Origin of the sequence: Streptomyces sp. SCL15-4 (assembly GCF_033366695.1) — a bacterium.
Taxonomy (GTDB): Bacteria; Actinomycetota; Actinomycetes; order Streptomycetales; family Streptomycetaceae; genus Streptomyces.
In genome coordinates this window covers 6,546,753-6,570,826 of sequence record NZ_JAOBTQ010000001.1, presented here as the reverse complement: position 1 = coordinate 6,570,826, position 24,074 = coordinate 6,546,753, and the positions used below count along the sequence as shown (strand labels likewise).

At 73.9% G+C, this 24,074-nt stretch carries 23 protein-coding genes; 10 read left to right on the top strand and 13 right to left on the bottom strand.

What is annotated here, in order from left to right; genetic code table 11:
* The first annotated feature begins 8 nt into the window (after positions 1–8).
* From SCK26_RS29475 to SCK26_RS29465, 3 genes are all read left to right on the top strand, one after another.
* A complete protein-coding gene (locus SCK26_RS29475; protein WP_318204374.1) occupies positions 9–1,688 on the top strand; it encodes a PucR family transcriptional regulator in 1,680 nt (559 codons plus the stop codon).
* A 214-nt stretch (positions 1,689–1,902) separates the two neighbouring features.
* Positions 1,903–3,264 carry a diaminopimelate decarboxylase gene (locus SCK26_RS29470; RefSeq protein WP_318204373.1) on the top strand — a complete coding sequence of 454 codons (1,362 nt, stop codon included), beginning with the start codon at positions 1,903–1,905 and terminating at the stop codon, positions 3,262–3,264.
* 11 nt (positions 3,265–3,275) lie between these two features.
* Positions 3,276–3,482 carry a hypothetical protein gene (locus SCK26_RS29465; protein ID WP_318204372.1) on the top strand — a complete coding sequence of 69 codons (207 nt, stop codon included), beginning with the start codon at positions 3,276–3,278 and terminating at the stop codon, positions 3,480–3,482.
* A 23-nt stretch (positions 3,483–3,505) separates the two neighbouring features.
* Here the strand turns inward: SCK26_RS29465 and SCK26_RS29460 are convergent, their stop codons facing one another.
* From SCK26_RS29460 to SCK26_RS29450, 3 genes are read right to left on the bottom strand one after another with little or no spacing between them, the layout of a single operon-like run.
* On the bottom strand, positions 3,506–4,099 hold the full coding sequence (locus SCK26_RS29460; protein ID WP_318204371.1) for a TetR/AcrR family transcriptional regulator: 594 nt from the start codon (positions 4,097–4,099) through the stop codon (positions 3,506–3,508).
* 26 nt (positions 4,100–4,125) lie between these two features.
* On the bottom strand, positions 4,126–5,787 hold the full coding sequence (locus tag SCK26_RS29455) for a class I adenylate-forming enzyme family protein (protein WP_318204370.1): 1,662 nt from the start codon (positions 5,785–5,787) through the stop codon (positions 4,126–4,128).
* Positions 5,784–6,551 carry an SDR family oxidoreductase gene (locus tag SCK26_RS29450; RefSeq protein ID WP_318204369.1) on the bottom strand — a complete coding sequence of 256 codons (768 nt, stop codon included), beginning with the start codon at positions 6,549–6,551 and terminating at the stop codon, positions 5,784–5,786. Before SCK26_RS29450 ends, SCK26_RS29455 begins: the two co-directional genes overlap by 4 nt.
* 115 nt (positions 6,552–6,666) lie before the next feature.
* Here SCK26_RS29450 and SCK26_RS29445 point away from each other — a divergent pair, with 115 nt between their 5' ends.
* Both SCK26_RS29445 and SCK26_RS29440 read left to right on the top strand, forming a co-directional pair.
* Entirely contained in the window at positions 6,667–7,887 is a 1,221-nt protein-coding gene (locus SCK26_RS29445; protein WP_318204368.1) for a DUF1343 domain-containing protein, read from the top strand.
* Between the two features lie 28 nt (positions 7,888–7,915).
* On the top strand, positions 7,916–9,208 hold the full coding sequence (locus SCK26_RS29440; RefSeq protein WP_318204367.1) for a serine-threonine protein kinase: 1,293 nt from the start codon (positions 7,916–7,918) through the stop codon (positions 9,206–9,208).
* 27 nt (positions 9,209–9,235) lie between these two features.
* Here the strand turns inward: SCK26_RS29440 and SCK26_RS29435 are convergent, their stop codons facing one another.
* On the bottom strand, positions 9,236–12,025 hold the full coding sequence (locus SCK26_RS29435; RefSeq protein ID WP_318204366.1) for a penicillin acylase family protein: 2,790 nt from the start codon (positions 12,023–12,025) through the stop codon (positions 9,236–9,238).
* 208 nt (positions 12,026–12,233) lie between these two features.
* Between SCK26_RS29435 and SCK26_RS29430 the strand changes: the two genes are divergently transcribed.
* Complete coding sequence (locus SCK26_RS29430; protein WP_318204365.1) at positions 12,234–12,836, top strand: hypothetical protein; 603 nt, start codon at positions 12,234–12,236, stop codon at positions 12,834–12,836.
* Between the two features lie 122 nt (positions 12,837–12,958).
* Positions 12,959–13,774: a 3-keto-5-aminohexanoate cleavage protein gene (locus tag SCK26_RS29425; protein ID WP_318204364.1), complete on the top strand. Its 816-nt coding sequence runs from the start codon at positions 12,959–12,961 to the stop codon at positions 13,772–13,774.
* A 108-nt stretch (positions 13,775–13,882) separates the two neighbouring features.
* On the opposite strand, the gene soxR is transcribed toward SCK26_RS29425, so the two are convergent.
* Positions 13,883–14,341, bottom strand: coding sequence for a redox-sensitive transcriptional activator SoxR (gene soxR, locus SCK26_RS29420; protein WP_318204363.1), 459 nt, complete (start codon positions 14,339–14,341; stop codon positions 13,883–13,885).
* 113 nt (positions 14,342–14,454) lie between these two features.
* Between soxR and SCK26_RS29415 the strand changes: the two genes are divergently transcribed.
* Positions 14,455–14,916 carry a MaoC family dehydratase gene (locus SCK26_RS29415; RefSeq protein WP_318204362.1) on the top strand — a complete coding sequence of 154 codons (462 nt, stop codon included), beginning with the start codon at positions 14,455–14,457 and terminating at the stop codon, positions 14,914–14,916.
* A gap of 10 nt (positions 14,917–14,926) precedes the next feature.
* On the opposite strand, the gene SCK26_RS29410 is transcribed toward SCK26_RS29415, so the two are convergent.
* The 3 genes from SCK26_RS29410 to SCK26_RS29400 all read right to left on the bottom strand — a co-directional run bounded on the left by SCK26_RS29410 (position 14,927) and on the right by SCK26_RS29400 (position 17,121).
* Positions 14,927–15,550, bottom strand: coding sequence for a TetR/AcrR family transcriptional regulator (locus tag SCK26_RS29410; protein WP_318204361.1), 624 nt, complete (start codon positions 15,548–15,550; stop codon positions 14,927–14,929).
* A gap of 73 nt (positions 15,551–15,623) precedes the next feature.
* Positions 15,624–15,911: a YiaA/YiaB family inner membrane protein gene (locus SCK26_RS29405; RefSeq protein WP_318204360.1), complete on the bottom strand. Its 288-nt coding sequence runs from the start codon at positions 15,909–15,911 to the stop codon at positions 15,624–15,626.
* Positions 15,912–15,969: 58 nt separating this feature from the next.
* Complete coding sequence (locus tag SCK26_RS29400; protein ID WP_318206122.1) at positions 15,970–17,121, bottom strand: acyl-CoA dehydrogenase family protein; 1,152 nt, start codon at positions 17,119–17,121, stop codon at positions 15,970–15,972.
* A gap of 102 nt (positions 17,122–17,223) precedes the next feature.
* Here SCK26_RS29400 and SCK26_RS29395 point away from each other — a divergent pair, with 102 nt between their 5' ends.
* Together SCK26_RS29395 and SCK26_RS29390 are read left to right on the top strand one after the other, a co-directional pair.
* Positions 17,224–17,859 (top strand): TetR/AcrR family transcriptional regulator, encoded by a 636-nt coding sequence (locus tag SCK26_RS29395; protein WP_318204359.1) that lies wholly within the window; start codon positions 17,224–17,226, stop codon positions 17,857–17,859.
* A gap of 43 nt (positions 17,860–17,902) precedes the next feature.
* Positions 17,903–18,616 carry a winged helix-turn-helix domain-containing protein gene (locus SCK26_RS29390; RefSeq protein WP_318204358.1) on the top strand — a complete coding sequence of 238 codons (714 nt, stop codon included), beginning with the start codon at positions 17,903–17,905 and terminating at the stop codon, positions 18,614–18,616.
* Between the two features lie 12 nt (positions 18,617–18,628).
* Here the strand turns inward: SCK26_RS29390 and SCK26_RS29385 are convergent, their stop codons facing one another.
* The 5 genes from SCK26_RS29385 to SCK26_RS29365 form a co-directional block, all read right to left on the bottom strand.
* The gene (locus tag SCK26_RS29385; RefSeq protein WP_318204357.1) at positions 18,629–19,711 is read right to left on the bottom strand and encodes a Zn-dependent alcohol dehydrogenase; all 1,083 of its coding nucleotides are present in this window, start codon (positions 19,709–19,711) and stop codon (positions 18,629–18,631) included.
* 15 nt (positions 19,712–19,726) lie between these two features.
* Positions 19,727–21,115: an aldehyde dehydrogenase family protein gene (locus SCK26_RS29380; RefSeq protein WP_318204356.1), complete on the bottom strand. Its 1,389-nt coding sequence runs from the start codon at positions 21,113–21,115 to the stop codon at positions 19,727–19,729.
* Positions 21,116–21,395: 280 nt separating this feature from the next.
* Positions 21,396–22,052: a class F sortase gene (locus SCK26_RS29375; RefSeq protein ID WP_318204355.1), complete on the bottom strand. Its 657-nt coding sequence runs from the start codon at positions 22,050–22,052 to the stop codon at positions 21,396–21,398.
* On the bottom strand, positions 22,039–22,731 hold the full coding sequence (locus tag SCK26_RS29370; protein ID WP_318204354.1) for a hypothetical protein: 693 nt from the start codon (positions 22,729–22,731) through the stop codon (positions 22,039–22,041). Before SCK26_RS29370 ends, SCK26_RS29375 begins: the two co-directional genes overlap by 14 nt.
* A 102-nt stretch (positions 22,732–22,833) precedes the next feature.
* Complete coding sequence (locus SCK26_RS29365) at positions 22,834–24,072, bottom strand: MFS transporter (protein WP_318204353.1); 1,239 nt, start codon at positions 24,070–24,072, stop codon at positions 22,834–22,836.
* Positions 24,073–24,074 lie beyond the last annotated feature (2 nt).

Genomic DNA, 24,074 nt, shown 5'->3' with positions numbered 1-24,074 from the left:
GGGGAAGCGTGACCGAGGCGCGGGACCACGCGGAGTGGGAGGCGGCCGGCGGGCCCAGGGTGACCCTGGAACGGCTGCTGTCGGTGGTGGGCTCGGGGGCGCTGGAGCTGGACACGGCGCCCGGCGGCCCGGCCGTGGCCGTCGGCGGCGCCACCGTGCTCGATGTGCTGGCCCCCGAGATCCGGCCCCGGGAACTGGTGCTGGCGGTCGGTGTCGCGGCCGGGTCGGCCCAGGCGGTGGACGTGGTGCGCCGGGCCGGTGCCGCCGGGGCCTGCGGGGTGGTCTTCGGACCGGAACGCCCCGAGGGGTCCCTCGGCGCCCTGCGGTCGGCGGCCCACGAGGCCGGTACGGCGGTGCTGTTCCGCACCTGGTACCGGTGGGAGGAGCTGGTGGCGGTGCTCCGGGCCGGGCTCGCCGCGGCGGGAGTGCCGCCGTTACCGGCCGCCCGGGGCCTGGTCCTGGGCGATCTCGACGGGCTGGCCGACGCGGTGGCCGCCCTGGTCGGCGGCTCGGTGACCATCGAGGACACCGAGTCGCGGGTACTGGCGTACTCCTCGACGGAGGAGAACGTGGACGAGATGCGCCGGCTGACGATCCTCGGGCGGCGCGTGCCGGCCTGGCGGGTGGCCGCGATGCGCGACGCCGGCTTCTTCCGCGCCCTGTGGACCACGGACGACGTGCTGCACCGGCGCGCCCAGGGGGACAACCCCGAGCGGCTGGTGTGCGCCGTCCGCGCGGGCGGCGAGGTGCTGGGCTCGGTCTGGGTGGCGGCGGTCGCGGGCCGGCCGCTGTCGCCGAACGCGGCGGAGGCGCTGCGCGCCGCGTCCCGGGCCGCCGCCCCGCATCTGCTGCACCACCGCACGCGCGGCGCCGACAGCCGGCTGGTGGAGGACGCGGCGCGCGCCCTGCTGGAGGAGCGCGGTTCGGCCGAGGTGCTGGCCGAGCGGGCCGCGCTGCCGGCGCGGGAGCCCTGCGCGGTGCTGGCGGTGGGCGCCGGGGCCGGCGCGGCCGGGCCGGAGCCGGCCGGTGAAGCGTCCCGGATGTACGCCCTGCTGGCCCTGCACTGCGCGGCCCTGGGCCACCGGATCGTGGTGGTGCCGGCCGGCGGCCGGGCGCTGGTGCTGGTCAGCGCGCTGGACCGGGACGCGGACCGGGCCCGCGAGCAGGTCACGGCGCTCGGCACCGCGCTGGCCACCCGGCTCACGGCGGCCACCGGCGCACCCGTGCGGGCCGGGCTGGGCGAGGTGGTGCCGGCGCTGGCGCGGGCCGCGCGGTCGCGCCGCAGCGCCGAGCAGGCGCTGAAGGCGCTCACCCGGACCGGGGGCGCGCGCACGGTGGCGTGGGTGGAGGACGTGGCCGACACGATCGGTGTGCTCCAGGTGCTGGAGGCGCTGCGGGAGGCGGAGCTGCCGCCGGGGACCTCGGTGGCGCGGCTGGCCGCGTTCGACGCCGAGCACGCCGGCAGCCGCCTCGTGGAGACCCTGCGGGCGTACCTGGACCACTTCGGCGACGTGCCGGCCGCCGCGCGCAGCCTCTCGCTGCATCCCAACAGCATGCGGTACCGGCTGGGCCGGATCACCGCGGTGTCCGGGCTGGACCTCGCCAGCCCGGACGCGCGGCTGCTGGCGCAGCTGCAATTGCGGCTGGCTCTCGGGGACCCGGAGCAGGGGCGGGGCGGCGGGGCCTGACGGCCGTTCGTGCGCCCGCACCACCGAAGGGGCCGTTCCTCGTCGCCGCGCACGAAGGGACCGCGCGCGGGGGTGTGCCGCGCCGGTGCGGTCCCGGTCGCGGCGGGTATGCGTGTGCGGAACCGACGAAGACGGCCCCCGGCTGCGGCGAGCAGCCTGGTCGTGTGCCCGGGGAAACGGCCCCGGGTCGCCGTCCCACACCGGAAGGTGCACCATGACCGCTGTGTCCCGTGCCGCCGCGCGCCGCGAAGACGTCCTGAGGGAGGCCGTGCGGCGGGGCCTGCTCGACCCGGAACAGGCCCCGCTGGCCGCCTTCGTGGACCTCGACGGTGTCGCGGCCACGGTCCGGGCCCTGCGCGAGGCGTTTCCCGGCGCCCCCGAACTGCCCGGCATCACCCATGCCTTCGCCGCGAAGGCCAACTGTCTCGTGCCCGTGCTGCGGGAGCTGGAGCGGCTCGGGATGGGCTGCGAGGTCGCGACCGGAGGGGAGCTGGCCCGGGCGCGGGCGGCGGGGTTCCCGGCCGACCGGATCGTCTTCGACTCCCCGGCCAAGACCCGCGCCGAGCTGGCGCTGGCGCTGGAACTGGGCGTGGCCGTCAACGCCGACAGCTTCCAGGAGCTGGAGCGGATCGCCGCCCTGCTGGCGGACCGCCCTTCCGCGTCCCGGATCGGGGTGCGGCTGAACTGCCAGGTCGGCGGCGGGGCCATCGCCGCGATGAGCACCGCCACGAGCACCTCCAAGTTCGGTGTGCCGCTGACGGACCCCGGCAACCGGGAACGGTTGCTGCGGGCGTTCGCCGCGTATCCGTGGCTGACCTGGGTGCACACCCACACCGGGTCGCAGGGCTGCCCCCTGGACCTCATGGCGCGCGGGGTGGCGCAGGCGGTGGAGTTCGCCGACCAGGTGACGGCCGTGTTCGGCGCGGGCCGGGTGGAGGGCGTCGACATCGGCGGCGGACTGCCCGTGAATTTCGCCGACGACGAGGTCTCCCCGGCCTTCGCCGACTATGTCGCGCAGTTGCGGGCGCACGCGCCGGGGCTGTTCGCGGGCCGGTACCGGGTGGTCACCGAGTTCGGCCGCTCGGTGCTGGCGAAGAACGGGTTCCTCGCCGCGTACGTCGAGTACACCAAGAGCGCCGGGGGCCGGCCGATCGCCGTGACGCACGCCGGGGTGCAGGTCGCCACCCGGACGGTGTTCGGCCCCGACGCCTGGCCGCTGCGCATCGAGGCGCACGACCCGGACGGAGCCGCCCTGCGCGGACGGCCCGTCCGGCAGGACATCGCCGGCCCGGCCTGCTTCGCGGGCGACCTGCTGGCCCGGGACCGGGCGCTGCCGCCGCTGCGGCCGGGCGACCTGGTCGTGGTGCCGGACACCGGCGCCTACTACTTCTCCACGCCGTTCCGCTACAACAGCCTGCCCGAGCCGGCCGTGCACGGCGTCCGGACGGACGCGGCCGGCCGGGTGGAGTTCACGCCCGTGCGGGCCGCCGAGGACCCGTGGCGGCTGACGGACCGGGACGGCGTGGTGGAGCAGGAGCCGGAGCAGGAGCCGGTCCCGGCCGGCAAGGCCCGGTGAGGAGTGGCGCGGTGTCCCAGGCCGATCCCGGGCGGCCCGGCGGGGACGGGCCGCTCCTGACCCAGCGCGCCGCCATCGTGTTCCTGCTGGCCGCGCTGGCCGGCGTCGGGGCGGCCGTCCTGGCCGCGCTGGCCGGCAGCGCCTGGCCGGTCGCGGTGAGCGCGGGCGCCGGCGCCGCCGTCTCCGGGGTGCTGTTCTTCAAGGAGATCATCGGTTAGGCGCCGGCCCCGGGCGCCCGGTCTCAGGGCCGCAGGGCCCGCAGCAGCAGGTCGGCGAGGTGGTCGGCGACCTGCTGGGGGGTGAGGGGGCCGTTGGGGCGGTACCACGTCGACAGGTGGTGGACGGAGCCGAAGTGGTAGTCCACCACCAGGTCGGCCGGGGTCGCCGTGGAGAAGACGCCCTCTTTCTGGCCTTCCTCGACGAGCGCGCGGAAGCGTTCGTGGTAGCGCCGGCGCTCGGCGCGGACCTGCTTGTTCTTCTCCGGGCTGAGGTGGTGCATGGACCGGAAGAAGATCGACGCGTCGTCGAGGTTCTCGATCGTGGTGACGACCACGTCGGCCGCCGCGTCCCTGAGCCGCTTCTCCACCGGCTCGTCGGCGTTCGCGTAGGTGTCCAGCCGCTCCTGCTGGAGGCGCAGCACCCGCGCGTACACCTCGTGCAGCAGATCGTCCTTGGAGCCGAAGTAGTGGTACAGCGCGCCCTTGGTGACGCCGGCCGCCTCCACGATCTCCTGGACGGAGGTGCGGTCGTATCCCTGCTCGGCGAAGAGCCGGGTGGCGGCGGCCAGCAGCCGCTGCGGGACGGGCGTACCGTCTCCGTCCGTGGTCCTGGGCACTGCCGCCACCTGCCTTTCCGTGATGTTCAGTCGGTGTTCCGGGAACGCAGTTCCCGACGGAGGATCTTCCCACTCGCCGTCTTGGGCAACTCGGGCAGGATCTCCACCTGACGCGGGTACTTGTAGGCGGCCAGTCTCTCCTTGCAGTACGCGGCCAGGTCACCCGGGGCCGCCTCGGCGCCCGGACGGAGGCTGATGTAGGCCTTGACGGTCTCGCCGCGGTATCCGTCGGGCACTCCGACGACGGCCGCCTCCCGCACCGCCGGGTGCGTGTAGAGGACGTCCTCGACCTCGCGCGGCCACACCTTGAAGCCGGACGCGTTGATCATGTCCTTCTTGCGGTCCACGACGTACAGCCAGCCCTGCTCGTCCATGAAGCCGATGTCGCCGGTGCGCAGTTCGCCGTCCGGGAAGGTCTCGGCGGTGGCGTCGGGCCGCCGCCAGTAGCCGGGCACCACCTGCGGCCCGCGTACGGCGATCTCCCCGTGCTCCCCGATGGGCACCTCGGCGCCCTGGTCGTCCAGGATCCGCACGAGGGTGTCGGCGCCGGGCAGGCCGACGGAGAGGGTGCCGGAGACCGGGTCCACGGGCGCTTCGAGGTGGGGCGGGACGGACGCGCAGGGGGCGGTGCACTCGGTGAGGCCGTAGCCGACGCACAGGTACGGCCCGAAGCGCTCGCGGAACCGCTCCACCAGGGCCGGCGGCACCGGGGCGCCGCCGGAGGACAGCTGGGTGAAGGAGGCGAAGTGGTCGCGGGTGACGTCCGGGTGGGCGGCGAGCGCCATGTAGGCGGTGGCGGGGCCGACGGTGTAGTGCGGGCGGTGCTCGGCGAAGGCGTCCAGAACGACGCCGGGGTCGAAGCGGTAGGTGAGCACCAGGGTGCCGGCGCTGTTCAGGCAGGCGCCGAGCTGGCAGACCATGCCGGTGATGTGGAACAGCGGGGCGAGCGCGTAGTAGACGGGCGCGTCGGGCAGCGGGAGGCCGGTGCTCTGCCGCTCGGCGTTGTACATGATGTTGGCGTGGGTGTTGGTGGCGCCCTTGGGGGTGCCGCTGGTGCCGGAGGTGTAGCTGATCAGCGCGATGTCCTGCGGGCGCGGCAGCCGGCCCTCGGGGGCCCGGCCGCCCTGCCGGGCGACGGCCGTCAGGTCGTCGGCGTCCGGGGGCTGGGGCAGCCGCTCGAAGGCCAGCACGCGCGGGTCGTCCCGGGTCTGGAGGTCCCGCTCGCAGGCGGTGAGCACGATCCGCACCGGAGAGCCGTCGGCGGTCTGCCGCAGGTACGTCTCCCAGGCCCGGTCGGAGCAGATCAGCGCGGTCACCTCGCCGTCCCGCAGGACGTGCGCGACCTCGGCCGACTTGTACATGGGGTTGACCGGGACGACGGTGCCGCCCGCCTTCCAGGCCCCGAGCACGGCCAGCACGAAGTGCGGCGAGTTCTGCAGCAGTACGGCCACCCGGTCGCCGCGCCGGAGTCCGCGCGCGGCGAGGTGGGCGGCGACGGAGTCGGTCAGCTCGTCGGTCTCGCGGTAGCTCAGGCGGCCGTCGAAGTAGGTCAGGAAGGTGCGGCCCGGATGCTCGGCGACGGCGGTGCCGAGGGCGTGCACGAGGGAGTCGGCGGGGTCGAGCGGGGCGCGCTGGGCGTCGGTCAGCAGCGCGAGCCAGGGACGGGCGGCGTAGGGGGAGGCGGTCACCGGGCGGCCTCCCACTTCTGCTGGATGTGGTTCATGGTGGCGAGCCAGCGTTCGGGCTCGCCGGCCCGCGCCTGGTAGAAACCGGCGACCTCGGGGTGCGGCAGGATCAGGAAGCGGTCCTCCTCGATGCCCTTCAGCAGTGCGTCGGCCACGGCCTCCGGTTCGATGGCGGTGGGCCGCAGCACCAGGTCGCCCGCGCTGCCGGTGGCGGCCAGCATGTCGGTGCGGACGCCCTGCGGGCAGATGGCGTGCACCTTGACGCCCCGGTGGCGGTAGGTCAGGGACAGCCACTCGGCGAAGGAGTAGGCGCCGTGCTTGGTCACGCTGTAGGAGGGGGCGCCGATCATGGTGAGCAGTCCGGCGGCGGAGACGGTGGAGACGAACCGTCCGGCGCCGCGCTCCAGCCAGCCGGGCAGCAGCGCGTGGGCGGCGCGGACGTGGGCCATCAGGTTGACCTCCCAGGACGTCGCCCAGGTGTGCTCGTCCAGGGCGGTGAGGTCGCCGTCCTCGAAGGCGACGCCGGCGTTGGCGCAGTAGACGTCCACCGTGCCGCCGAGGGCGTCCCGCGCCTCGGTGACGACGCCGGAGGCGTCGCCGGGCACGGCGATGCCGCCGATCTCGTCGGCCACCGCCTTCGCCTTCGCCGCGTCCAGGTCGTTCACCACGACCCGGGCCCCCCCGGCGGCGAACCGCCGGGCCAGCGCGGCCCCGATCCCCCCACCGGCTCCGGTGACCACCACTCCCGCATCCCGCACGGCTTCCACCCTCGGTCTCCTTCGGCACGACACGACGCGACTCGGCTCAGCGACGCCAGACTAACCAGTCGGTATGTGTAAAAGAAAGGGTGACCGCGCCAACCTCTAGGTGACTGGAGGACTCATGGACCTGTCCCGAAGAAACCTGCTCGCCTCGACCGCACTGGCGGCCACTCCGATGCGACACCACCACCGCGGCCCTGTCCGCACCGGCTTCGAGAACCTCGCCGCCGACGGCTACGCGCTCCTCTCCGGCCGGAAGGCGGGCATCGTCACCAATCCCACCGGCATCACCAGGACCACCGAGCACATCGTCGACGTGATGCACCGGGACCCCCGGGTCGAGCTGACCGCGGTCTTCGGCCCGGAGCACGGCTTCCGCGGCACCGCGCAGGCCGGCGGCTCGGAGGGACGCCACGACGACCCGGCGACCGGCCTGCCGGTGTACGACACGTACCTGAAGAGCGGCCGGTCGCTCGCCGACATCTTCACCGCGTCCGGCGTGGACACGGTCGTCTTCGACATCCAGGACGTCGGCGCCCGCTTCTACACGTACATCTGGACCCTGTACGACTGCATGGAGGCGGCGGCGCTCGCCGGCAAGCGCTTCGTCGTGCTGGACCGCCCGAACCCGGTGACCGGCCGCGCGGCCGAGGGCCCGGTGCTGCACGAGGAGTTCGCCAGCTTCGTCGGCCGGCGCCCGATCGCGCAGGCGCACGGCATGACGGTCGCGGAGCTGGCCGGCCTGTTCAACGGCGAGTTCCTGGACACACCGGTCGAGCTGGAGACCGTACGCATGACGGGCTGGAGACGGACCGCGTTCCACGACGCCTCGGGCCTGCCCTGGGTGCCGCCGAGCCCCAACATGCCGACACCGGACACGGCGTTGGTGTACTCGGGGACGTGTCTGTTCGAGGGCACCAACCTCTCCGAGGGGCGCGGCACGACCCGGCCCTTCGAACTGCTCGGCGCCGAGGGCGTGGACGGGCGCTGGGCCGCCGCCGTGAACGGGCTGGGGCTGCCGGGCGTGCGGTTCCGGGAGGCGTATTTCGCGCCCACGTTCTCCAAGTTCCAGGGGAAGACCGTCGGCGGGGTGCAGATCCACGTGACCGACCGGGCCGCCTTCGACCCCGTACGCACCGGGATCGCGCTGCTGGTGACGGCCAGGAAGGCGTGGGACGGGTTCGCCTGGCGGTCCGACCACTGGATCGACAGGCTCACCGGCTCGGACCGGGTGCGCACGATGATCGACGCGGGGGCGGACACCGACGAGGTGACGGGCGCCTGGCAGGAGGAGCTGGCCGCGTTCCGGCGGGTGCGAAAGGGGTATCTCCTGTACAAGTAGCACGTTTTTCGGGGCGAGGGAGCCCGGCATGGCGGATCCTGGGATGAGCGTGACTCCCTACTGGGAGCTGACCTTCGACGCCGACGGGGACGTGGACGGCTCCGAACGCGACCGGCTGCTGACGCAGGTCGCCGAGCGCGGCGTCCGGGACCTGATCGTCTTCTCGCACGGCTGGAACAACGACCGTTCGGACGCGACCGCGCTGTACCGGCGGTTCTTCGCGCCCGTCCCGAAGCTGGCGCCGAAGGCCCGGATCGGGTACGCCGGGGTGATCTGGCCGTCGATGCGGTTCGGCGACGAGCCGATCCCCGACTTCCCGCGGTCCCCGGCGGCCGGGGCGGCGCCCCGCTCGGCACTGGACGAGGAGACCCGGCGCGCGCTGTCGAAGACCTTCCCGGGCCGGACGGCCGTGCTGGACCGGCTGGCCCGGCTGCTGGACGAGCGGCCGGCCGGCGACGAGGGCACGGCGGAGTTCGGGCGGCTGGTGCGGCTGCTGCCGGAGCCGGACGGACGGCAGACGGTGGCCGACACGGACGAGGCCGGCGAGCCCGCCGTGTTCACCTGCGATCCGGTGACCGCCTGCGAGCAGTTCGCCGAGGCGCTGGCCGCGCTCGAACCGGCCGCGGACAGCGCCGCGTTCGGTCTGCCGGACCCGTGGGACGGGGCGAAGGAGCTGCTGCGGCAGGCGACGTACTACCAGATGAAGCGGCGGGCCGGCACGGTCGGCGAGCACGGGCTCGGGCCGCTGCTCGGGCGGCTGGCGAAGGCGGCGCCCGGGGTGCGGGTGCATCTGGTGGGGCACAGCTTCGGCGGCCGGCTGGTGGCGTTCGCGCTGCGCGGGCTGCCCGGACCGGTGCGCACGGTGAAGTCGGTGACCGTGCTCCAAGGGGCGTTCTCGCACTATGTGTTCGCGGCCCGGCTGCCGCACGCGGCGGACCGGTCGGGGGCGCTGAAGGACGCTCAGCGGCGCGTCGACGGACCCGTGGTGTGCAGCCACTCGCACTTCGACACGGCCCTCGGCACGATCTATCCGCTGGCCTCGCGGCTCGCCGGGGACGACCGCTCCTGCACCGGGAACGAGATCGCGGCCGTGCTGGGCCGGCGCTGGGGCGCCCTGGGGCACGACGGGGTGCAGGCGGTGCCGGACACCGCCCGGTTGGACCTGGCGGCGGCCCTCGGCGGGGAGCTGCCGGCGTCGGGCTGTGTGAACGTGGACGCGTCGGCCGTGGTCCGGCGCGGAGGCGCGCCGGTCGGGGCGCACAGCGACATCGTGCACCCCGAACTGGCGCGGCTGGTGCTGGCGGCGGGCCGGATCGCCTGACCCGCCGCCTCCGGCGTCCCGGCCGGCTCAGCGGTGGGAGGCGAACTCCACGACCTGCTGGTAGGTCGGCCGGTTCTGCCAGCCGATCCGGCCGTGCTTGATGCCGCCCAGGGTGCGCTGGACGATGGAGTCGGCGCACCACTGGTCGCCCGCCGCGCACTGGTCGTCGCCGGGGTAGACCTGGGCGGCGGTCAGTGCGGCCGCCTGCTTCAGGGTGCCGGTCAGCAGGTCGCGGCAGGCGGCGAGGCTGCCGTCACCGCAGTACGTGCGCGCCAGCGGGCCCCGTACGGGCTCCCCGAGCACCGCCCGGATGTCCTTGTCGACGTAGGACCACCAGCCGTACTGGAAGGCGCTGCCGGCGTGCGAGCCGGTCGGGCCGTGTCCGGCGGACGGGGCCTCGTCCACGGGCAGGTTGCGGGTGAACGCGGTGTACAGGCCGGTGCCGAGGCCGGGTTCGAACTCGGCCTTGACCAGCAGCGGCCACCAGGCGTCCAGGACGCGGATCGCGTCGGCGTCGGCGTAGGTCTTCGAGCCGGCCGAGGTCTCGGCGCGCCGGGCGCCCGCGGTCACCCACGCCTGGAGCTTGTTCACCGCCGCGGCGGCCGCGGGGTCGGTGACCGGCGCGGAGGTGACGACCTTGAGCAGCCTGGGCAGGACGTCCTCGGCGCGCAGGTCGGCGAGGCCCGCGTCGGCCATGGCCCCGGTGAGCCCGGCCCGGGTCACCCCGCCGGCCGCGACGAGCTTCTTCACCCGGTCCTCCAGCAGGTTGCCGCGGTGCACCGAGCCCTCGCCCCAGGGCGCGGCGGCGTAGTCCTTCGCCTGCTTGTTGTTCCAGGAGATGTAGTAGTCCTGGTCGACGGAGTTCGGGTGGGCGGAGGCCGGGGTGTAGTCGGCGGTGTTGCCGGCCGGGTTCCAGCCGCGCCACTCGTAGGCGGGTCGCGCCCACACCGGGAAGTCGGCGTCGACCCCGGCGGCCCGGACCGGGTTGTCCCCGCTGTTGTAGTACGCGGTGTGCGCGGAGTCGGCGTAGAACCAGTTGAAGGTGTAGTTGATGTGCTGGGCCGCGCTCTGGAAGTCCTGCGGGCCCTTGACGTAGTCGGGGTCGTTGAGCATCTGGAAGCCGATGATGGAGTCGGCCTCGTGCAGGTAGGAGGAGCGCAGGGTGGCGTAGGCGACCTTCTTGCCGCCGACCGTCGCCCGGTAGGCCACCGGTCCGTACGCGGTGCGCCAGACGCGCATGGTGTACGACCCGGCGGCCGTGCCGTCGGCCACGGTGGGCTTCCAGGCGTTCTTCTGCTCGACCTTCTCCATGGCGGTGCAGGTGCCGCGGAGCAGGTAGTGATAGTCGTCCTGGCACAGCTCGACCGCGTAGGTGTCGATGATGTCCTGGCCGGAGGTGGTGGCGCTCCAGGCGTAGTCCTGGCCGCGGCCGAGTTCGACGTACATGCTCAGGCCGGCGAAGGAGGCGCCGCGGGCGCTGATGCCGGGGCCCTGGATCTCCTGGAGCAGCAGCAGCTGCGGGGCGAAGTAGCCGGTCTGCGGGCCGAAGACGGCGATCGGGTGGCCGCTCGCGGTGTGCTTGCCGCTCACCACCAGGGCGTTGGACATGCCGCGCCGGGCGGAGCCAAGCCCGGTCCCGGCCGCGGTGGCCGAGGTCCGCGCGGCGCTCGCGGTGGCGGCGCTGCCGGTGCGGTCGTACACGAGTGGTTCGGCGGTCACCGAGCCGGCGTCGGGCAGGGCCGCGCCCTGCGGATCGGCGGGCTTGGCGCCGTAGGGGAAGCTCTCGCCGTTGTGCACGGTGAGGACGGCCTCGGGGTCGTCGCGCTCGCGGAAGGACTCCCAGACCCTCGTGCCCTCCTCGACGCCGTACCGGGCCTGGGCGGCGAGCAGCGAGAGGGCGTTGTCGACCTCTCCGCCGCCGCCGGAGCCGAACAGGGTGCCGATGACGGAGGCGAGCGCCACCAGGTCGGTGAGCTTGAAGTGGTCTATGGTGCCGGCGTTGGTGATGGAGTCCTTGTGGCCGGTCAGGACGTATTCGCCGGGGAAGTAACGGCCGCTGTCGGAGGCGTCGATGTAGGCGTTGATGCCGTCGAGGTAGGCCTTGACGTCGGCGAGGGCCTGCTGGCCGCGGGCGCCGTTGTGCGCGGTGGCGTTGTCGATCTGCGCCTGGAGGTCGGCCTCGGTGTAGGGCGCGTTGCGGTAGAACTGCTGCTCCAGGCCCTGGTTGGCGGGCGCGCCGCCCGCGAAGCCGGTGAGCTGCCCGCGTCCGACGTGCCGGAAGACGTCCATCAGCCAGAGGCGGTCCTCGGCCGCCGCGTATCCGGCGCCGAACTCGGTGCCGTAGCGGGTGGTGCCGGTGACGTGCGGGACGCCGGTCTTCTTGTCGCGGACGATGGTCACGTCGCCGCGGCCGGCCGGCTTCTCGGCGGAGGCGACCTGGTCGGCGGGGACGCCGAAGGAGGCGTCGTTGAAGAAGGTGTCGACCGTGGCGTCGGTCAGGGTCTTGTAGCCGGTGGCGAGGCCCGCATACGGGCCGAGCTGGTCCTCGGCGTGCGCGGGCTGGGTGCCGAAGGCCTGGTTGAGCAGGATCTGCGCGAGGGTGGCGTTGCCGTTCTCGCCGGGCGGCAGGATGTCCGAACACCGGCCGCCGCAGTAGTCGTTGGGGGCCGTCGCGCCGGTCGCCGCCACCGCGGTCCTTGTGAGGGGTGTGAGAAGACCGGCGACGAGGACGCATATGGACGCCGTCTTCAGGAACCCGGGAAGTCGGCGGGACGTTCTCAGTCCGTCAGGGGCGGTGCGTGGGGTACGCCGTGGCATGGCGGCTCCTAGCGACTGGGGTGGCCGAACGTTACCGCCGGTTATCCCCACGTTTAAAGGTGAACATGCGTCACTTTCTGGAGTCCGCAGGGAGAACCGGAGAAGAGATGGAGCCGAATCGCCTGTCGATACGTCTATTCGGCGACGTCCGTGCGACGACGCCGAAGTGACCGGAGTGCAGGTGCAGGTGTGACGGAGGTGCAGGGCGATGGCCGGTTTCCGGAGTCTGGCAAGACAGGTACGCGACCCGGACTGTGATCTGGCACTGCGGCGGTACTCGCTGCGCAAGTGCCTGGAGAAGTTCGCCCCTTACGGGCATCGGGCGACCTGGGACCATCTGTGTTCCCGGGCGGGCTTCGGCCCGGAGGACCGCTCCCCCGATCCGGCGCGGCTGGTGGCCGCGCTGGAGGAGCTGGAGGAGGCTCGTGACGTCTGGCTCGCCTATGAGACGGACTTCACCGAGCGCCGCAGGAGAGAGAAGCACGACGGGCTGCGCCGGCCGGGCAGCGTGGACGACTGGCACCGGCTGACCTGGGGCGGGTTCGGGGTCGCCTGGTGCGACGATCCCAGCGTGCACCCGCGGGCGCCGCTGGCGGAGGTGCTGCGGCGGCTGATCGCCGCGCTGGAGCGGGAGCCGGGGTCGTCGTGCCCGGTGTGCGGCGGGCAGCGCCTGGTCTGGAGGTACGGCCTGGACCACGAGCCGTCGTCCGGCCCGGTCTGCACGGACTGCGGCATCCTGGTCCCCTCTCCCGTCCTCACTCCCCGGGCCGTGCGGCACGCGGGCCGGGGCCGCCAGCTGACACCGGCCTGACCGCCGGCAGCGGCGGTGCGCGGGGGTGCGCAGGGGATGCCGCACCCCTTCCGCGCGAGGCCCGGCCGGAAGCCGGGAAGCGTCCTCGGACCGTTGTCGGTGACGCCTGGCACCATCGGGTCATGGTGCAGGTGTGTCTCAACGGACGCCGGTCGGCCGCCGACGGCACGGGCGTCCCCATGTCCCCGCCGGAGCTGGCCCGTTCCGCCGCCGAGGCCGTGGCGGCGGGCGCCACCTCGGTGCATGTCCATCCCAGGACACCGTGCGGGCGCGAGAGTCTCTCGCCGCGCGTCGTCGGCCCGGCACTGGAGGCGATACGGGCGCGGGTGGCGGTGCCGGTCGGGGTGACCACCGGCGCCTGGACGGAGCCCGGTCCGGCGGCCCGGCTCGACCGGGTGCGCTCCTGGTCGGTGCTGCCCGACTTCGCCTCGGTCAACTGGCATGAACCGGGCGCCGAGGAGGTCGCGGCGGAACTGCTCGCCCGGGGCGTGGGCGTGGAGGCGGGCCTCTGGTCCGGTACCGGAGGAGCGGGCCGGTTCGCGGTCTCGCCGCTCGGACCGGCGGTGCTGCGGGTGCTGGCCGAGGTGACCGACCCGGACCCGGCGACCGCCGAGGCGTCGGCGCGGGCGCTGCTGGCGGAGCTGGGGCCGGCGCACGGCCGTCCGGTGCTGCTGCACGGCGAGGAGGGCGGCACCTGGCCGGTGCTGCGGCTCGCGCTGCGGCGGGGCCTGGCCACCCGGATCGGCCTGGAGGACACCTTGCTGCTGCCCGACGGACGGCGGGCCGGGACCAACGCCCGGCTGGTGGCGGAGGCGACGGCCGAAGCGGCCCGGCTCCGGCGCGCGTCCCGGGCCGGGGCCGGGACCGGCGGCGGAGAGGACGACGGCAACCAGCGTTTCCCGTGCGGAGAGCCGAGAGCGACGAGACCCGGCTCGTGATCCCGGGAGTGCCGTGCCTTCGGGTACGCGGGGTCGATGTCCGGACGCGGGCCGCGTCCGCGGGAGGGCGTGGCCGTACGGAGGACTGGCTGACGGGCGCGCGGCGCGTCAGCGGCGTTCCGCCATGAGCCGGGACCCCGTCAGCCGGTCGCCGAACACGTCGTCCGGGTTGGAAAGGGCGCAGGTCTTCAGCGACAGGCAGCCGCATCCGATGCAGTCGGTGAGCTGGTCGCGCAGCCGGTTCAGCTGCTGGATCCGCGCCTCCAGCTCCGCGCGCCACTTCTCCGACAGCCGTGCCCAGTCCTCCCTGGTCGGCGTGCGCCCCTCCGGGAGTTCGGCCAGGGCCTCGCGGATCGTGGCCAGGGGGATGCCGACCCGCTGCGCCGCGCGGACGAAGGCGACCCGGCGCAGGGTGTCGCGGCTGTACCGGCGCTGGTTGCCGGAGGTGCGCCGGCTGGAGATCAGGCCTTTGGACTCGTAGAAGTGCAGCGCGGACACCGCGGCTCCGCTGCGCGCGGACAGTTGGCCGACGGTCAGCTCGTGGATCTTCTCGGGAATCTGGGGCACCCCTCAGAGATTACAGAGACCCTCCGTCCCACCGGCCGCGCGTCCGTTGACATCGCTCCGCCGCCCGACCATGCTAAGCAGTTGCTTAGAGATGCGAGCGAGAGGCCGGGAACATGGCAGAACCGAGGACCTTCACCTCCCCCGACGAGCTGCGGGCGGCCGTGGGCGAGCAGCTGGGGTACACCGACTGGCTGGACGTCGACCAGAAGCGGATCGACCTGTTCGCCGAGGCGACCGGGGACCACCAGTGGATTCACGTGGACCCGGAGAAGGCCGCCGCCGGGCCGTTCGGGACCACCATCGCGCACGGCTATCTCACCCTGTCGCTGCTGCCGTTGTTCGGGCCGCAGCTCATCCGGGTCGAGGGCGTGAAGATGGGCGTCAACTACGGGACGAACAAGGTCCGTTTCCCCTCCCCCGTCCCCGTCGGCTCCCGGCTGCGCGCCACCGCGACGATCACCGGTGTCGAGGACGTCACCGGCGGTGTGCAGGTGACGGTCGCGTTCACCGTGGAGCGCGAGGGCGGCGACAAGCCGGTGTGCGTCGCGGAGTCGGTGTCCCGCTACTACCTGTAGCCCGCAGGCCCTAGCGGGCCCCGACCATGCGCAGGACGAGGTCGGCGTAGAGCGCGCCGACCTCCTCGGGGGTGCGCGGGCCGTCCACGTTGAACCAGCGGGCCACGTCGATGCACAGCGACAGCACGGCGAGCGTGGTGCCCTTGACGTCCAGGACGTCGAACTCGCCGGCGGCCACGCCCTCCTCGATGATCCGCCGCACCTCGGCGTCCACCTGGCGGCGCAGCGCGACGATCTCCGCGCGGGCGTCGGGGCCGAGGGCGTCCAGCTCGTACTGCACGACCCGGGCGGTGGTGCGCCGTCCCGCGTGCCAGCGGACGAAGGAGCCGACCGCGTCGGCCAGCCGCTCCTTGGCGGTGCCCTCGCGGCGGGCCGCGGTGCGCAGGATGCCGAGGGCCTTGTCGTGGCCGATCCGGCTGATCCGGTGGAGCAGCTCTTCCTTGGTCTTGTAGTGGATGTACAGCGCGGCCGGGCTCATGCCGGCGCGGCCCGCGATGTCACGGGTCGTCGTCGCGTGGTAGCCGCGCTCGGCGAAGGCCTCCACGGCGGCGACGAGCAGCCGCCGGGCCGCGTCCGGGGTGACCTCTTCCCACGGCTCCACTTCGCCGCCGGTCGTCTCCTCCGCCGTACTCATCGCTCGCTCGCCCCTCTCGGTGACAGGAGCACCACCATACCGCCGACGGTGAGCGGGCGCTTAGCGTGGCCGCTCAGACCTTGTCGAAGGGGTCGTGCTCGGCGAGCAGCTTCTCCAGCCGGGCCTGGTCGACCCGGCTGACGAGCTGCCCGGCCTCCTGCCGGTCGCGGATCACCTTGGCGAGGGTGAAGGCGGAGGTGACGAGGTACAGGACGGCGATCGCCAGGAAGCCGCGGACCCAGGCACTCGCCTCCAGCCGGAGGATGCCGATGCCGGTGGCCGCCATGGCGACCGCGAAGGAGGCCACGGCCTGGCCGTAGAAGGCGGTCGTACTCTGCTGTCTGACCGGTGTGTCGCTCATGGCCCCAGCATCGGCGGACGCGTCCCGCGGCACATCCGCCGAACTACTCAGACGGTACTCAGAACGCCGAGACCCCGGTCAGGGCCCGCCCGATGAGCAGCTTCTGGATCTGGCTGGTGCCTTCGTAGAGGGTCATCACGCGGGCGTCGCGCAGGAGTTTGCCGACCGGGTACTCGTCGATGTAGCCGTAGCCGCCGAAGACCTGGAGGGCGTTGTTGGCGGCGCGGACGGCGGCCTCGGAGGCGAACAGCTTGGCCTTGGAGGACTCCACGGCGAACGGCTCGCCGCGGTCGATCAGATCGGCGACCCGCCAGGTCAGCAGCCGGGCCGCGTCGACGTCCACGGCGATGTCGCTGAGCAGCTCCTGCACCAGCTGGTGGCGGGCGATGGAGGTGCCGAACTGCTCGCGTTCGCCCGCGTACGCCACGGCCGCCTCCAGCGCGGCCTGGGCTATCCCGACACAGCCGGCGGCCACGGACATCCGGCCCTTGGCGAGGGCCGACATGGCGACGGAGAAGCCCTTGCCCTCCGCGCCGAGCATGGCCGACGCGGGCACCCGTACGTCCTCCAGGACCAGTTCGGCGGTGGCCTGGCCGCGCAGGCCCAGCTTGCCGTGGACGGTGCGGCGGGTCAGGCCGGGCGTGTCGGTCGGGATCAGGAAGGCGGAGACGCCCTTGTGGCCCGGGGCGTCGGTGGAGCGGGCGAAGAGCAGGACGACGTCCGCCCAGGTGCCGTTGGTGATGAACATCTTGGTGCCGTTGACCACGTAGTCGTCGCCGTCGCGCACGGCTCGGGTGGTGAGGCTGCCCGCGTCGGAGCCGGTGCCGGGCTCGGTGAGGCCGAAGCAGCCGACGTACTCGCCCGCGGTCAGCCCGGGCAGCCAGCGCCGCTTCTGCTCCTCGGTGCCCCAGGCCGCGATCGTCTTGGCGACGAGGCCGAGGGAGACGGACACGATGCCGCGCACGGAGGAGTCGCCGCGGCCCAGCTCCTCGGTGACCAGGCAGTACGCGAGGTGGTCGCCGCCCGAGCCGCCGTACTCCTCGTCGATGGTCAGGCCCAGGAAGCCGACGTCGCCGAGCTTCTCGACGATGCCCCGGTCGACCTCCTCGGCGCGGTCCCAGGCGACCACGTGCGGGGCGATCTCGCGCTCCACGAAGTCCCGCGCGAGCTGCCGTACGGCCGCCTGCTCCTCGCTGAGCCCCAGGTTCACCACGAGATCACCCCACACCGAACGGATCCGTCGACGGATCTTGAAAGCCGTACATTTAAATTAGCACTGCTAGTTTCTGGTCGCAGCCCTACTATGTGCGCCATGGCCCGACCGCGCAAGCCCCTCCTCAGCCCCGACCGGATCGTCGAAACGGCCCGGGACCTCGTGGACCGGGAGGGCCTGGCGGCCGTCTCCACCCGGCGCCTCGCGGCCGAGCTGGGGGTGAGCGGGCCCTCGCTCTACAACCACTTCCGGACCAAGGACGAGATCCTGGAGGCCGTCGCGGACTCGGTGAGCGCCCAGGTCGACCTGTCGATGTTCGAGGACGGCCGCGACTGGCGGACCGCGCTGCACGACTGGGCCGTCTCCTACCGGGCCGCCCTGCGCGACCATCCCAACATCGTCCCGGTGCTCGCCCGGGGCCCCGGCCGCCGCCCGGCCGCGCTGCGGCTGGCCGACGCGGTCTACGGCGCGATGGTCGACGCGGGCTGGCCGCCGGCGCAGGCCACGTCCATCGGCGCGCTGATGCGGTACTTCATCATGGGCTCGGCGCTCGGTTCGTTCGCCGGCGGCTTCGTGGACGACGCGAGCGCGTACGACCCGGCCGACTATCCCCACCTCGGGCAGGCCCATCTGCTCGCCGAGCAGCAGGAGAAGATCGACGAGCGGGCCTTCGAGGCGGGGCTCGGCGCGTTGCTGGACGGGCTGGCGCAGCAGTACGAGCGGGCGCGGGTGTGACGCTTCGGCGACCGCCGAAACACCGGTGCACCATGCTGGGACCATGAGCACCACAGACCCCCGGGCCGCCGGCCTCGCCGCACTGGCCGCACTGATCGCCGACCGCACGCGGGCCGCGTGCCTGCTGGCGCTGCTGGACGGGCGGGCGTGGACGGCGGGCGAGCTGGCCCGGCACGCCGGAGTGGCTCCCTCCACGCTGAGCGAGCACCTGGGCCGGCTGGTGGCCGGCGGGCTGCTCGCCGAGGAACGGCAGGGGCGGCACCGGTATGTACGGCTGGCCGACGCGCGGGTGGCGCAGCTGGTGGAGGATCTCGCCGCGCAGGTGTCTCCGGCGGAGGTACGGCGTGCGCCGCGGGGGCTGCGCGAGGCGAGCGCCGGGGCCGCCATGGCCCGGGGACGGACGTGTTACGACCATCTCGCCGGGCGGCTGGGCATCGTGGTCACCGACGCGCTGACCGAGCGCGGGCTGCTGCGGCAGGACACCGGGTTCGCGCTGACCGACGCCGGGGTGGAGTGGTTCGGCGCGGCCGGCATCCCGCTCGACCTCTCCGGCCGCCGCCCGCTCGCCCGCGGCTGTCTCGACTGGACCGAACGCCGGCCGCATCTCGCCGGGACGGCGGGGGCGGCGCTGTGCCGGCGGGCGCTGGAGGCGGGGTGGTGTGTGCGGGTCGGGAGCGGGCGGGCCGTGAAGATCACTCCCGTGGGAGAGCAGGTCATGTCCGACCTGCTCGGCATCCCGTCCGGTGCGCTGCGGTGAGGTGAGGCGTCCTCAGAACATCACCACCGCCCGGCCGCCCTTCCCCGCCAGCATGTTGTCGAAGGCCGCCGGGATGTCCTCCAGGGTGATGCGGTCGGTGACCAGGACGGAGAGGTCGAGGCGGCCGTTCCTGACGTGGTCGGCGAGGATCGGCACGTCGCGGGACGGGTCGCTGTTGCCGTAGACGCAGCCCGACAGGGTGCGGCCCCAGTGGAAGAGTTCCAGGGCGTTGAAGGTGACCTGCTGGTCCTTGCCGCCGATGCCGACGACCGTCGTCCGGCCGCCCCGGCGGGTGGACTCCCAGGCGGCGCGGATGGAGACCGCGCGGCCCACGCACTCCACGGACACGTCGACGCCCTGCTTGCCGGTCAGGGCGCGGATCTCGCGCGGCGTGGTGTCGGAGGCGAGGACGTAGTCGGTGGCGCCGGCCGCGCGGGCCAGTTCCTCCTTCGCGGGCGAGACGTCGACGGCGATGATCCGGGCCGCGCCGGCGATCCGGGCCGACTGGAGCGCGGCGAGGCCCACCCCGCCGACACCGAACACGGCGACCGTCTCGCCGGGCCGCACCCGCGCCGAGTAGTGCACGGCGCCGTAGCCGGTGAGCACCGCGCAGCCCAGGAGGGCCGCGTCGGCCGGCGCCACCCCGTCCGGCACCGGCAGCGCGCAGGACGCTGGGACCACCGTCTCCTCGGCGAACGCGGCCACGTTCAGGCCCGGGTGCAGTTCGGTGCCGTCGGTGGTGCGGGCGTAGACCTCGGCGGAGCCGTTCAGCGCGTTGGCGCAGAGCCAGACCTCGCCGAGCGCGCAGGCGTGGCAGGTGCCGCAGGAGGGCGCCCAGTTGAGGACCACGGGGCTGCCGGGCGCGACATGGGTGACGCCCTCGCCGACGGCGACGACCGTGCCGGCGCCCTCGTGGCCGAGGACGGCCGGGACCGGCACCCGCATGGTGCCGTTGGACAGGGACAGGTCGGAGTGGCACACGCCGGCGGCGGCGAGGCGGACCCGGACCTGTCCGGGCCCGGGGTCGGGCAGCTCGATGCCGGTGATCTCCAGCGGGGCGCCGACGGCGGGCAGGACGGCGGCTCGTACGGCCATGGTCGCGAGACTTCCTTAGAACTGGAGGGACTTGGTCTGCAGGTACTCGGCGAGTCCGTGGCTGCCGAGCTCCCGGCCGACACCGGACTGCTTGTAACCGCCGAAGGGCGCGAGGGGGTTGAACCGGCCGCCGTTAATGTCGACCTGGCCGGTGTCCATGCGGCGGGCGAAGGCCGCCGCCTCGGTCTCGTCGGCGGCCCAGACCGCGCCGGCGAGGCCGTACACGGTGCCGTTGGCGATGCGCAGGGCGTCCTCCTCGTCCTCGTAGCGCAGGACGGTGAGGACCGGGCCGAAGATCTCCTCCTGGGCGATCGTCATCTCGGGGGTGACGTCGGCGAAGACGGTGGGGCTGACGAAGTAGCCGCGTTCGCGCGGGGCGTCGGGGCCGCCGGCGACCAGCCGGGCGCCCTCGGCGATGCCCTTCTCGATGTACCCGCGCACCCGTTCCTGCTGCCTGGCGCTGACCACCGGGCCGATGCGGTCGCCGTACTTGGCGGCGGCGGTGGCGGCCAGCTCGACGGCCTCGGCGTACTGGTCGCGGTGGACCAGCATGCGGGTCCAGGCGCTGCACGTCTGGCCGGAGTTGGACATCACGTTGGCGACGCCGACGTTCACGGCACGGGCGAGGTCGGCGCTCGGCAGGATGACGTTGGCGGACTTGCCGCCGAGTTCCAGGGCGACCTTCTTCACGGCCGCGCCGGCCACCGCGCCGATCTGCCGGCCGATCGCGGTGGAGCCGGTGAAGGAGACCAGGTCGACGCCGGGGTGCTCGGCGAGGGCCTGTCCGGCGACCGGGCCGAGGCCGGTGACCAGGTTGAACACTCCCGCGGGCACGCCCGCCTCGTGCACCGCCTCGGCGAACAGCTGGGCGGTGAGCGGGGTGTCCTCGGCGGGCTTGAGGACGACCGTGCAGCCGGCGGCGAGGGCCGGGGCGACCTTGGCGACGATCTGGTGGAGCGGGTAGTTCCAGGGGGTGATGGCGCCGACCACGCCGATGGGCTCGTGCAGGACCGTGGAGTTGCCGACCTTCTCCTCGAAGGAGTGCCGCGCGGCCAGTTCGGCGAAGGAGGCCGCGACCGCGAGGGGCACGGCCGCGTGCACGGCCTCGGAGAACTTCAGCGGTGAGCCCAGCTCGGCGGTGACCGTCTCGGCGATCTCGTCCTTGCGCGCGGCGAGGGCGTGGTGCAGGGCGGCGAGGCGTGCGGCGCGTTCGGCCGGGGGTGTGGCGGCCCAGGCGGGCAGGGCGGCGCGCGCGGCCCGTACGGCGGTGTCGACGTCCAGCGCGCCGCCCGCCGGGACCTTTCCGATGACCTGCTCGTCGGCGGGGTTGACGACCTCGATCAGGTCCCGGCTCTCGGCGGGGCGCCAGGCGCCGTCGATGTACAGGGCGTCGTGTGCCTTCATGCTGTGTCCTCCCGGCGGGTCCGCGTCGTCCGGCACACAAACTAGCGGTGATAGTTTTGTTGCGCCAGACATTCCCGGGCCATGGGCCCCACCGGGACATCATCGCCGACGGCCCGGCCGCCGCGGACGCCGAGTCCGCGGCGGCCGGGCCGTCGGTCGCTGCCGTACCCACCGGTCGTCCGGGGCCGGGCGCCGGTCGTTCGAGGCCGTCCGCCGGTCATCGGGAGGCGACCGCCGGCCGTTCCGGGACGTCAGCCGGTCGTTCAGGGATGTCCGCCGGTCACTTCGCCGCGGTCAGATGGGCGAAGACCACCACGTTGCTGGTGTAGCCGGTGCGCCTGCTGAACAGGCCGCCGCAGGTGATGACCCGCAGCTCCGGGCGCCCGGTCGCGCCGTAGACCTCCTTGTCGGGGAAGCCGGCCTTGTCGTAGACCTTCACCCGGTCCACGGAGTAGACGGCGGTGCGACCGTCCGCCCTCCGCACCTCGACGGCCTTGCCGGGCGCGACCTGGGCGAGCCCGGCGAAGACGGCGGGTCCGCTGCGGGTGTCCCGGTGGCCGACGGCGATCGCGGTGCCGGCCTCGCCCGGCGTGGGCCCGCCCTCGTACCAGCCGACCAGCCGGGGCCGGTCCACCGGCGGCGTCTCCAGTTCCCGGTTGGCGTCCAGGCGGAGGGGGACGATCGGGGCGGCGATGCCCAGCGACGGCACCCGAAAGGAGGTGGGCCGGGACCTGGACAGCGGGCGGGGCGGCGGGGCGGCGGGCGCGGCCGGGACCGCCTCCTCGTCCGCGCCGCCCGCCCGGCCCGCCACGGCCGGTCTGTCGTGTCCCCCGCAGCGCGAACCGACCGTCACCAGGACGACCACCAGCACGGCCGTCCTCGCCAGCCGGTAGGCGCGGGTCCGGTACCAGGGCCTGCGCCGTCTACGCGGCGCCATGGGGACGGCGGCGGATCAGCCGGACGTACACGGCGGCGCTGACCGCGACCAGGCCCACGGCCGCGGCGGCGGCCACCGGGGAGTACGCGGCGGCCGTGTCGATGAGACCGCCGCCGCCCGCGTGCACACCGCCTCTCGGGCCGTCGTGGTCGCCCTGCCCCCAGGACCCGTTGTCCTGGTGCTCCCCGTTGTTCTGCTGGTGGTCCTCGATCTGGCCGCCGGGCGCGCCCTCCACCTTGCCGTCGTGGCAGTTGACGCGGAAGACCTTCTCCTTCAGGGCCGGGGGCGCCCCCACGGTCCAGCTGATCTTGTACTGCCCGTCCGCCAGTCCCAGCGGATCGGTGTGCCCGGCACCGCCGGCGAGCTGGATGATGCCGGTCACGGTGGCGGCGGTGGGCAGCGGGGGCTGCGGCGTGATCGTGTACGCGATGCTGGTCAGGGTGTCGAAGTTGACGGCCTCGAGGAAGAACTTGCAGACCACGGGGTCGTCCTTGGCCGAGCCGATGAACGACGGAGGGTTGGTCGAGCGGGCGTTGTGGATCCTGATGTCGCCGTTCTCCCCCTGGGCCGCCGCATCCGGCGCCGCCACCCACGACGCGCCCGCCGCGGCGAGGGCGGCGAGGATGACGGTGGCACCGGCGCGGGAGCCTGCTGCACGGGGGAGTGTCAGGGTGGGCATGCGCGATCCTCCGGATTCAGACGATTTTCATACAAATCGCTCTTTCGCCTGGACACTGCCTCATGACCCGCGCGAACCCCGGCAACGGCGCCGGGCGTGCCGTCAGATATCGCTCGTCCGGCGCAGTCCCGGGCGCTCGCGCCGCTCCCGCGCCACCCGTCCGGCCCCCTCCCGGGACTCTCCGGGCGAGCGCAGCGCGATGCCCGAGGAGACCAGCAGCAGCCCGCCGAGCATCACGAACGGCGCCGCCACCCCCGCCATCCCGGCCACCAGGCCCGCGGCGGCCGGGGCGGCGACCTGGCCGAGCCGGTTGCCGGTCAGCCGCAGGGCGAGCGCGGTGGAACGCGCCTCCTCGGGCGCGGCCCGCACCACCGTCGTCATCGACAGCGGCTGGCCCACGCCCAGGCAGAAGCCGAGGAGCGTGAGCATGACGCCGAGCGCCCACACCGGCACCGGCAGCGCGACCCCCGCGCACAGCAGGGCCGCCAGCAGACAGGTCACGGTGAGCAGCGCGGGCCTGCCGAGCAGCCGCAGCAGCGGGGTGAGGACGAGCCGGCAGGCGATGGTGGCGCCGGCCCGCAGGCCGAGCAGGACACCGATCACCGCGGGCGCGATGCCCCGGTGCTCGCCGACCACCGGCAGATAGGCGGTGAGGATGTCGGTCGCGGACAGCACCGAGAGGCTGATCACAATGCCCGCGGGCACGCCCCGGGCGCGCAGGATGCCCGCGACCGGCACCCGCCCGGCGCGCGGCGCACGCGCCGTGACGGCCGTACGGTCCTCGATCCGCCACAGCGCGGTGAACGCGACGGCGGCGCCCGCGCCCGCCGTGAGCAGGGCGAGCGCGCTGCTGCGCGCCAGGTCCGGGCCGCCGACGAGGGCGCCCGCGGCGAGCGGGCCGACGAGCTGGCCGAGGGAGGCGCCGATGGTGAAGTGGCCGAAGTTGCGGTCCTGTTCGCGGGGCGCGGACTGGCGGGCCACCAGCGACTGGGCGCCGATCACGAAACACAGGTGGCCGAGGCCCATCACCCCGCTCCACAGGGCCATCGCCCACAGGGAGCCGGCCAGCCCGCTCAGGACGCAGCCGCCCGCGATGAGGACCACGCCCGCGGGCAGCAGGGGCGCGCAGCGGCCGTGGTCGGTACGGCGGCCGAGCGGTACGGCGGCGAACAGCGGCAGCAGCGCGTAGACACCGGCGATGACGCCGACCGCCCGTTCGTCGGCGCCCAGCGCGAGGGCCCGGTAGGAGACGGCGGGGCGGGCCATCGACACCGCCCCCTGCGCGCAGCCGAAGGCGATGACGAGGCGGAGCAGCCAGCCGCGGTTTTCACCGGGCGCCATGA

What these genes read in the sequence shown, in the direction of transcription:
- SCK26_RS29470 (WP_318204373.1), top strand. Translation starts at nt 1,903, where the DNA reads ATGACCGCTGTGTCCCGTGCCGCCGCGCGCCGCGAAGACGTCCTGAGG.
- SCK26_RS29445 (WP_318204368.1), top strand. Translation starts at nt 6,667, where the DNA reads ATGGACCTGTCCCGAAGAAACCTGCTCGCCTCGACCGCACTGGCGGCC.
- SCK26_RS29440 (WP_318204367.1), top strand. Translation starts at nt 7,916, where the DNA reads ATGGCGGATCCTGGGATGAGCGTGACTCCCTACTGGGAGCTGACCTTC.
- SCK26_RS29435 (WP_318204366.1), bottom strand. Translation starts at nt 12,025, where the DNA reads ATGCCACGGCGTACCCCACGCACCGCCCCTGACGGACTGAGAACGTCC.
- SCK26_RS29430 (WP_318204365.1), top strand. Translation starts at nt 12,234, where the DNA reads ATGGCCGGTTTCCGGAGTCTGGCAAGACAGGTACGCGACCCGGACTGT.
- SCK26_RS29425 (WP_318204364.1), top strand. Translation starts at nt 12,959, where the DNA reads ATGGTGCAGGTGTGTCTCAACGGACGCCGGTCGGCCGCCGACGGCACG.
- SCK26_RS29415 (WP_318204362.1), top strand. Translation starts at nt 14,455, where the DNA reads ATGGCAGAACCGAGGACCTTCACCTCCCCCGACGAGCTGCGGGCGGCC.
- SCK26_RS29410 (WP_318204361.1), bottom strand. Translation starts at nt 15,550, where the DNA reads ATGAGTACGGCGGAGGAGACGACCGGCGGCGAAGTGGAGCCGTGGGAA.
- SCK26_RS29405 (WP_318204360.1), bottom strand. Translation starts at nt 15,911, where the DNA reads ATGAGCGACACACCGGTCAGACAGCAGAGTACGACCGCCTTCTACGGC.
- SCK26_RS29395 (WP_318204359.1), top strand. Translation starts at nt 17,224, where the DNA reads ATGGCCCGACCGCGCAAGCCCCTCCTCAGCCCCGACCGGATCGTCGAA.
- SCK26_RS29390 (WP_318204358.1), top strand. Translation starts at nt 17,903, where the DNA reads ATGAGCACCACAGACCCCCGGGCCGCCGGCCTCGCCGCACTGGCCGCA.
- SCK26_RS29385 (WP_318204357.1), bottom strand. Translation starts at nt 19,711, where the DNA reads ATGGCCGTACGAGCCGCCGTCCTGCCCGCCGTCGGCGCCCCGCTGGAG.
- SCK26_RS29380 (WP_318204356.1), bottom strand. Translation starts at nt 21,115, where the DNA reads ATGAAGGCACACGACGCCCTGTACATCGACGGCGCCTGGCGCCCCGCC.
- SCK26_RS29375 (WP_318204355.1), bottom strand. Translation starts at nt 22,052, where the DNA reads ATGGCGCCGCGTAGACGGCGCAGGCCCTGGTACCGGACCCGCGCCTAC.
- SCK26_RS29370 (WP_318204354.1), bottom strand. Translation starts at nt 22,731, where the DNA reads ATGCCCACCCTGACACTCCCCCGTGCAGCAGGCTCCCGCGCCGGTGCC.
- SCK26_RS29365 (WP_318204353.1), bottom strand. Translation starts at nt 24,072, where the DNA reads ATGGCGCCCGGTGAAAACCGCGGCTGGCTGCTCCGCCTCGTCATCGCC.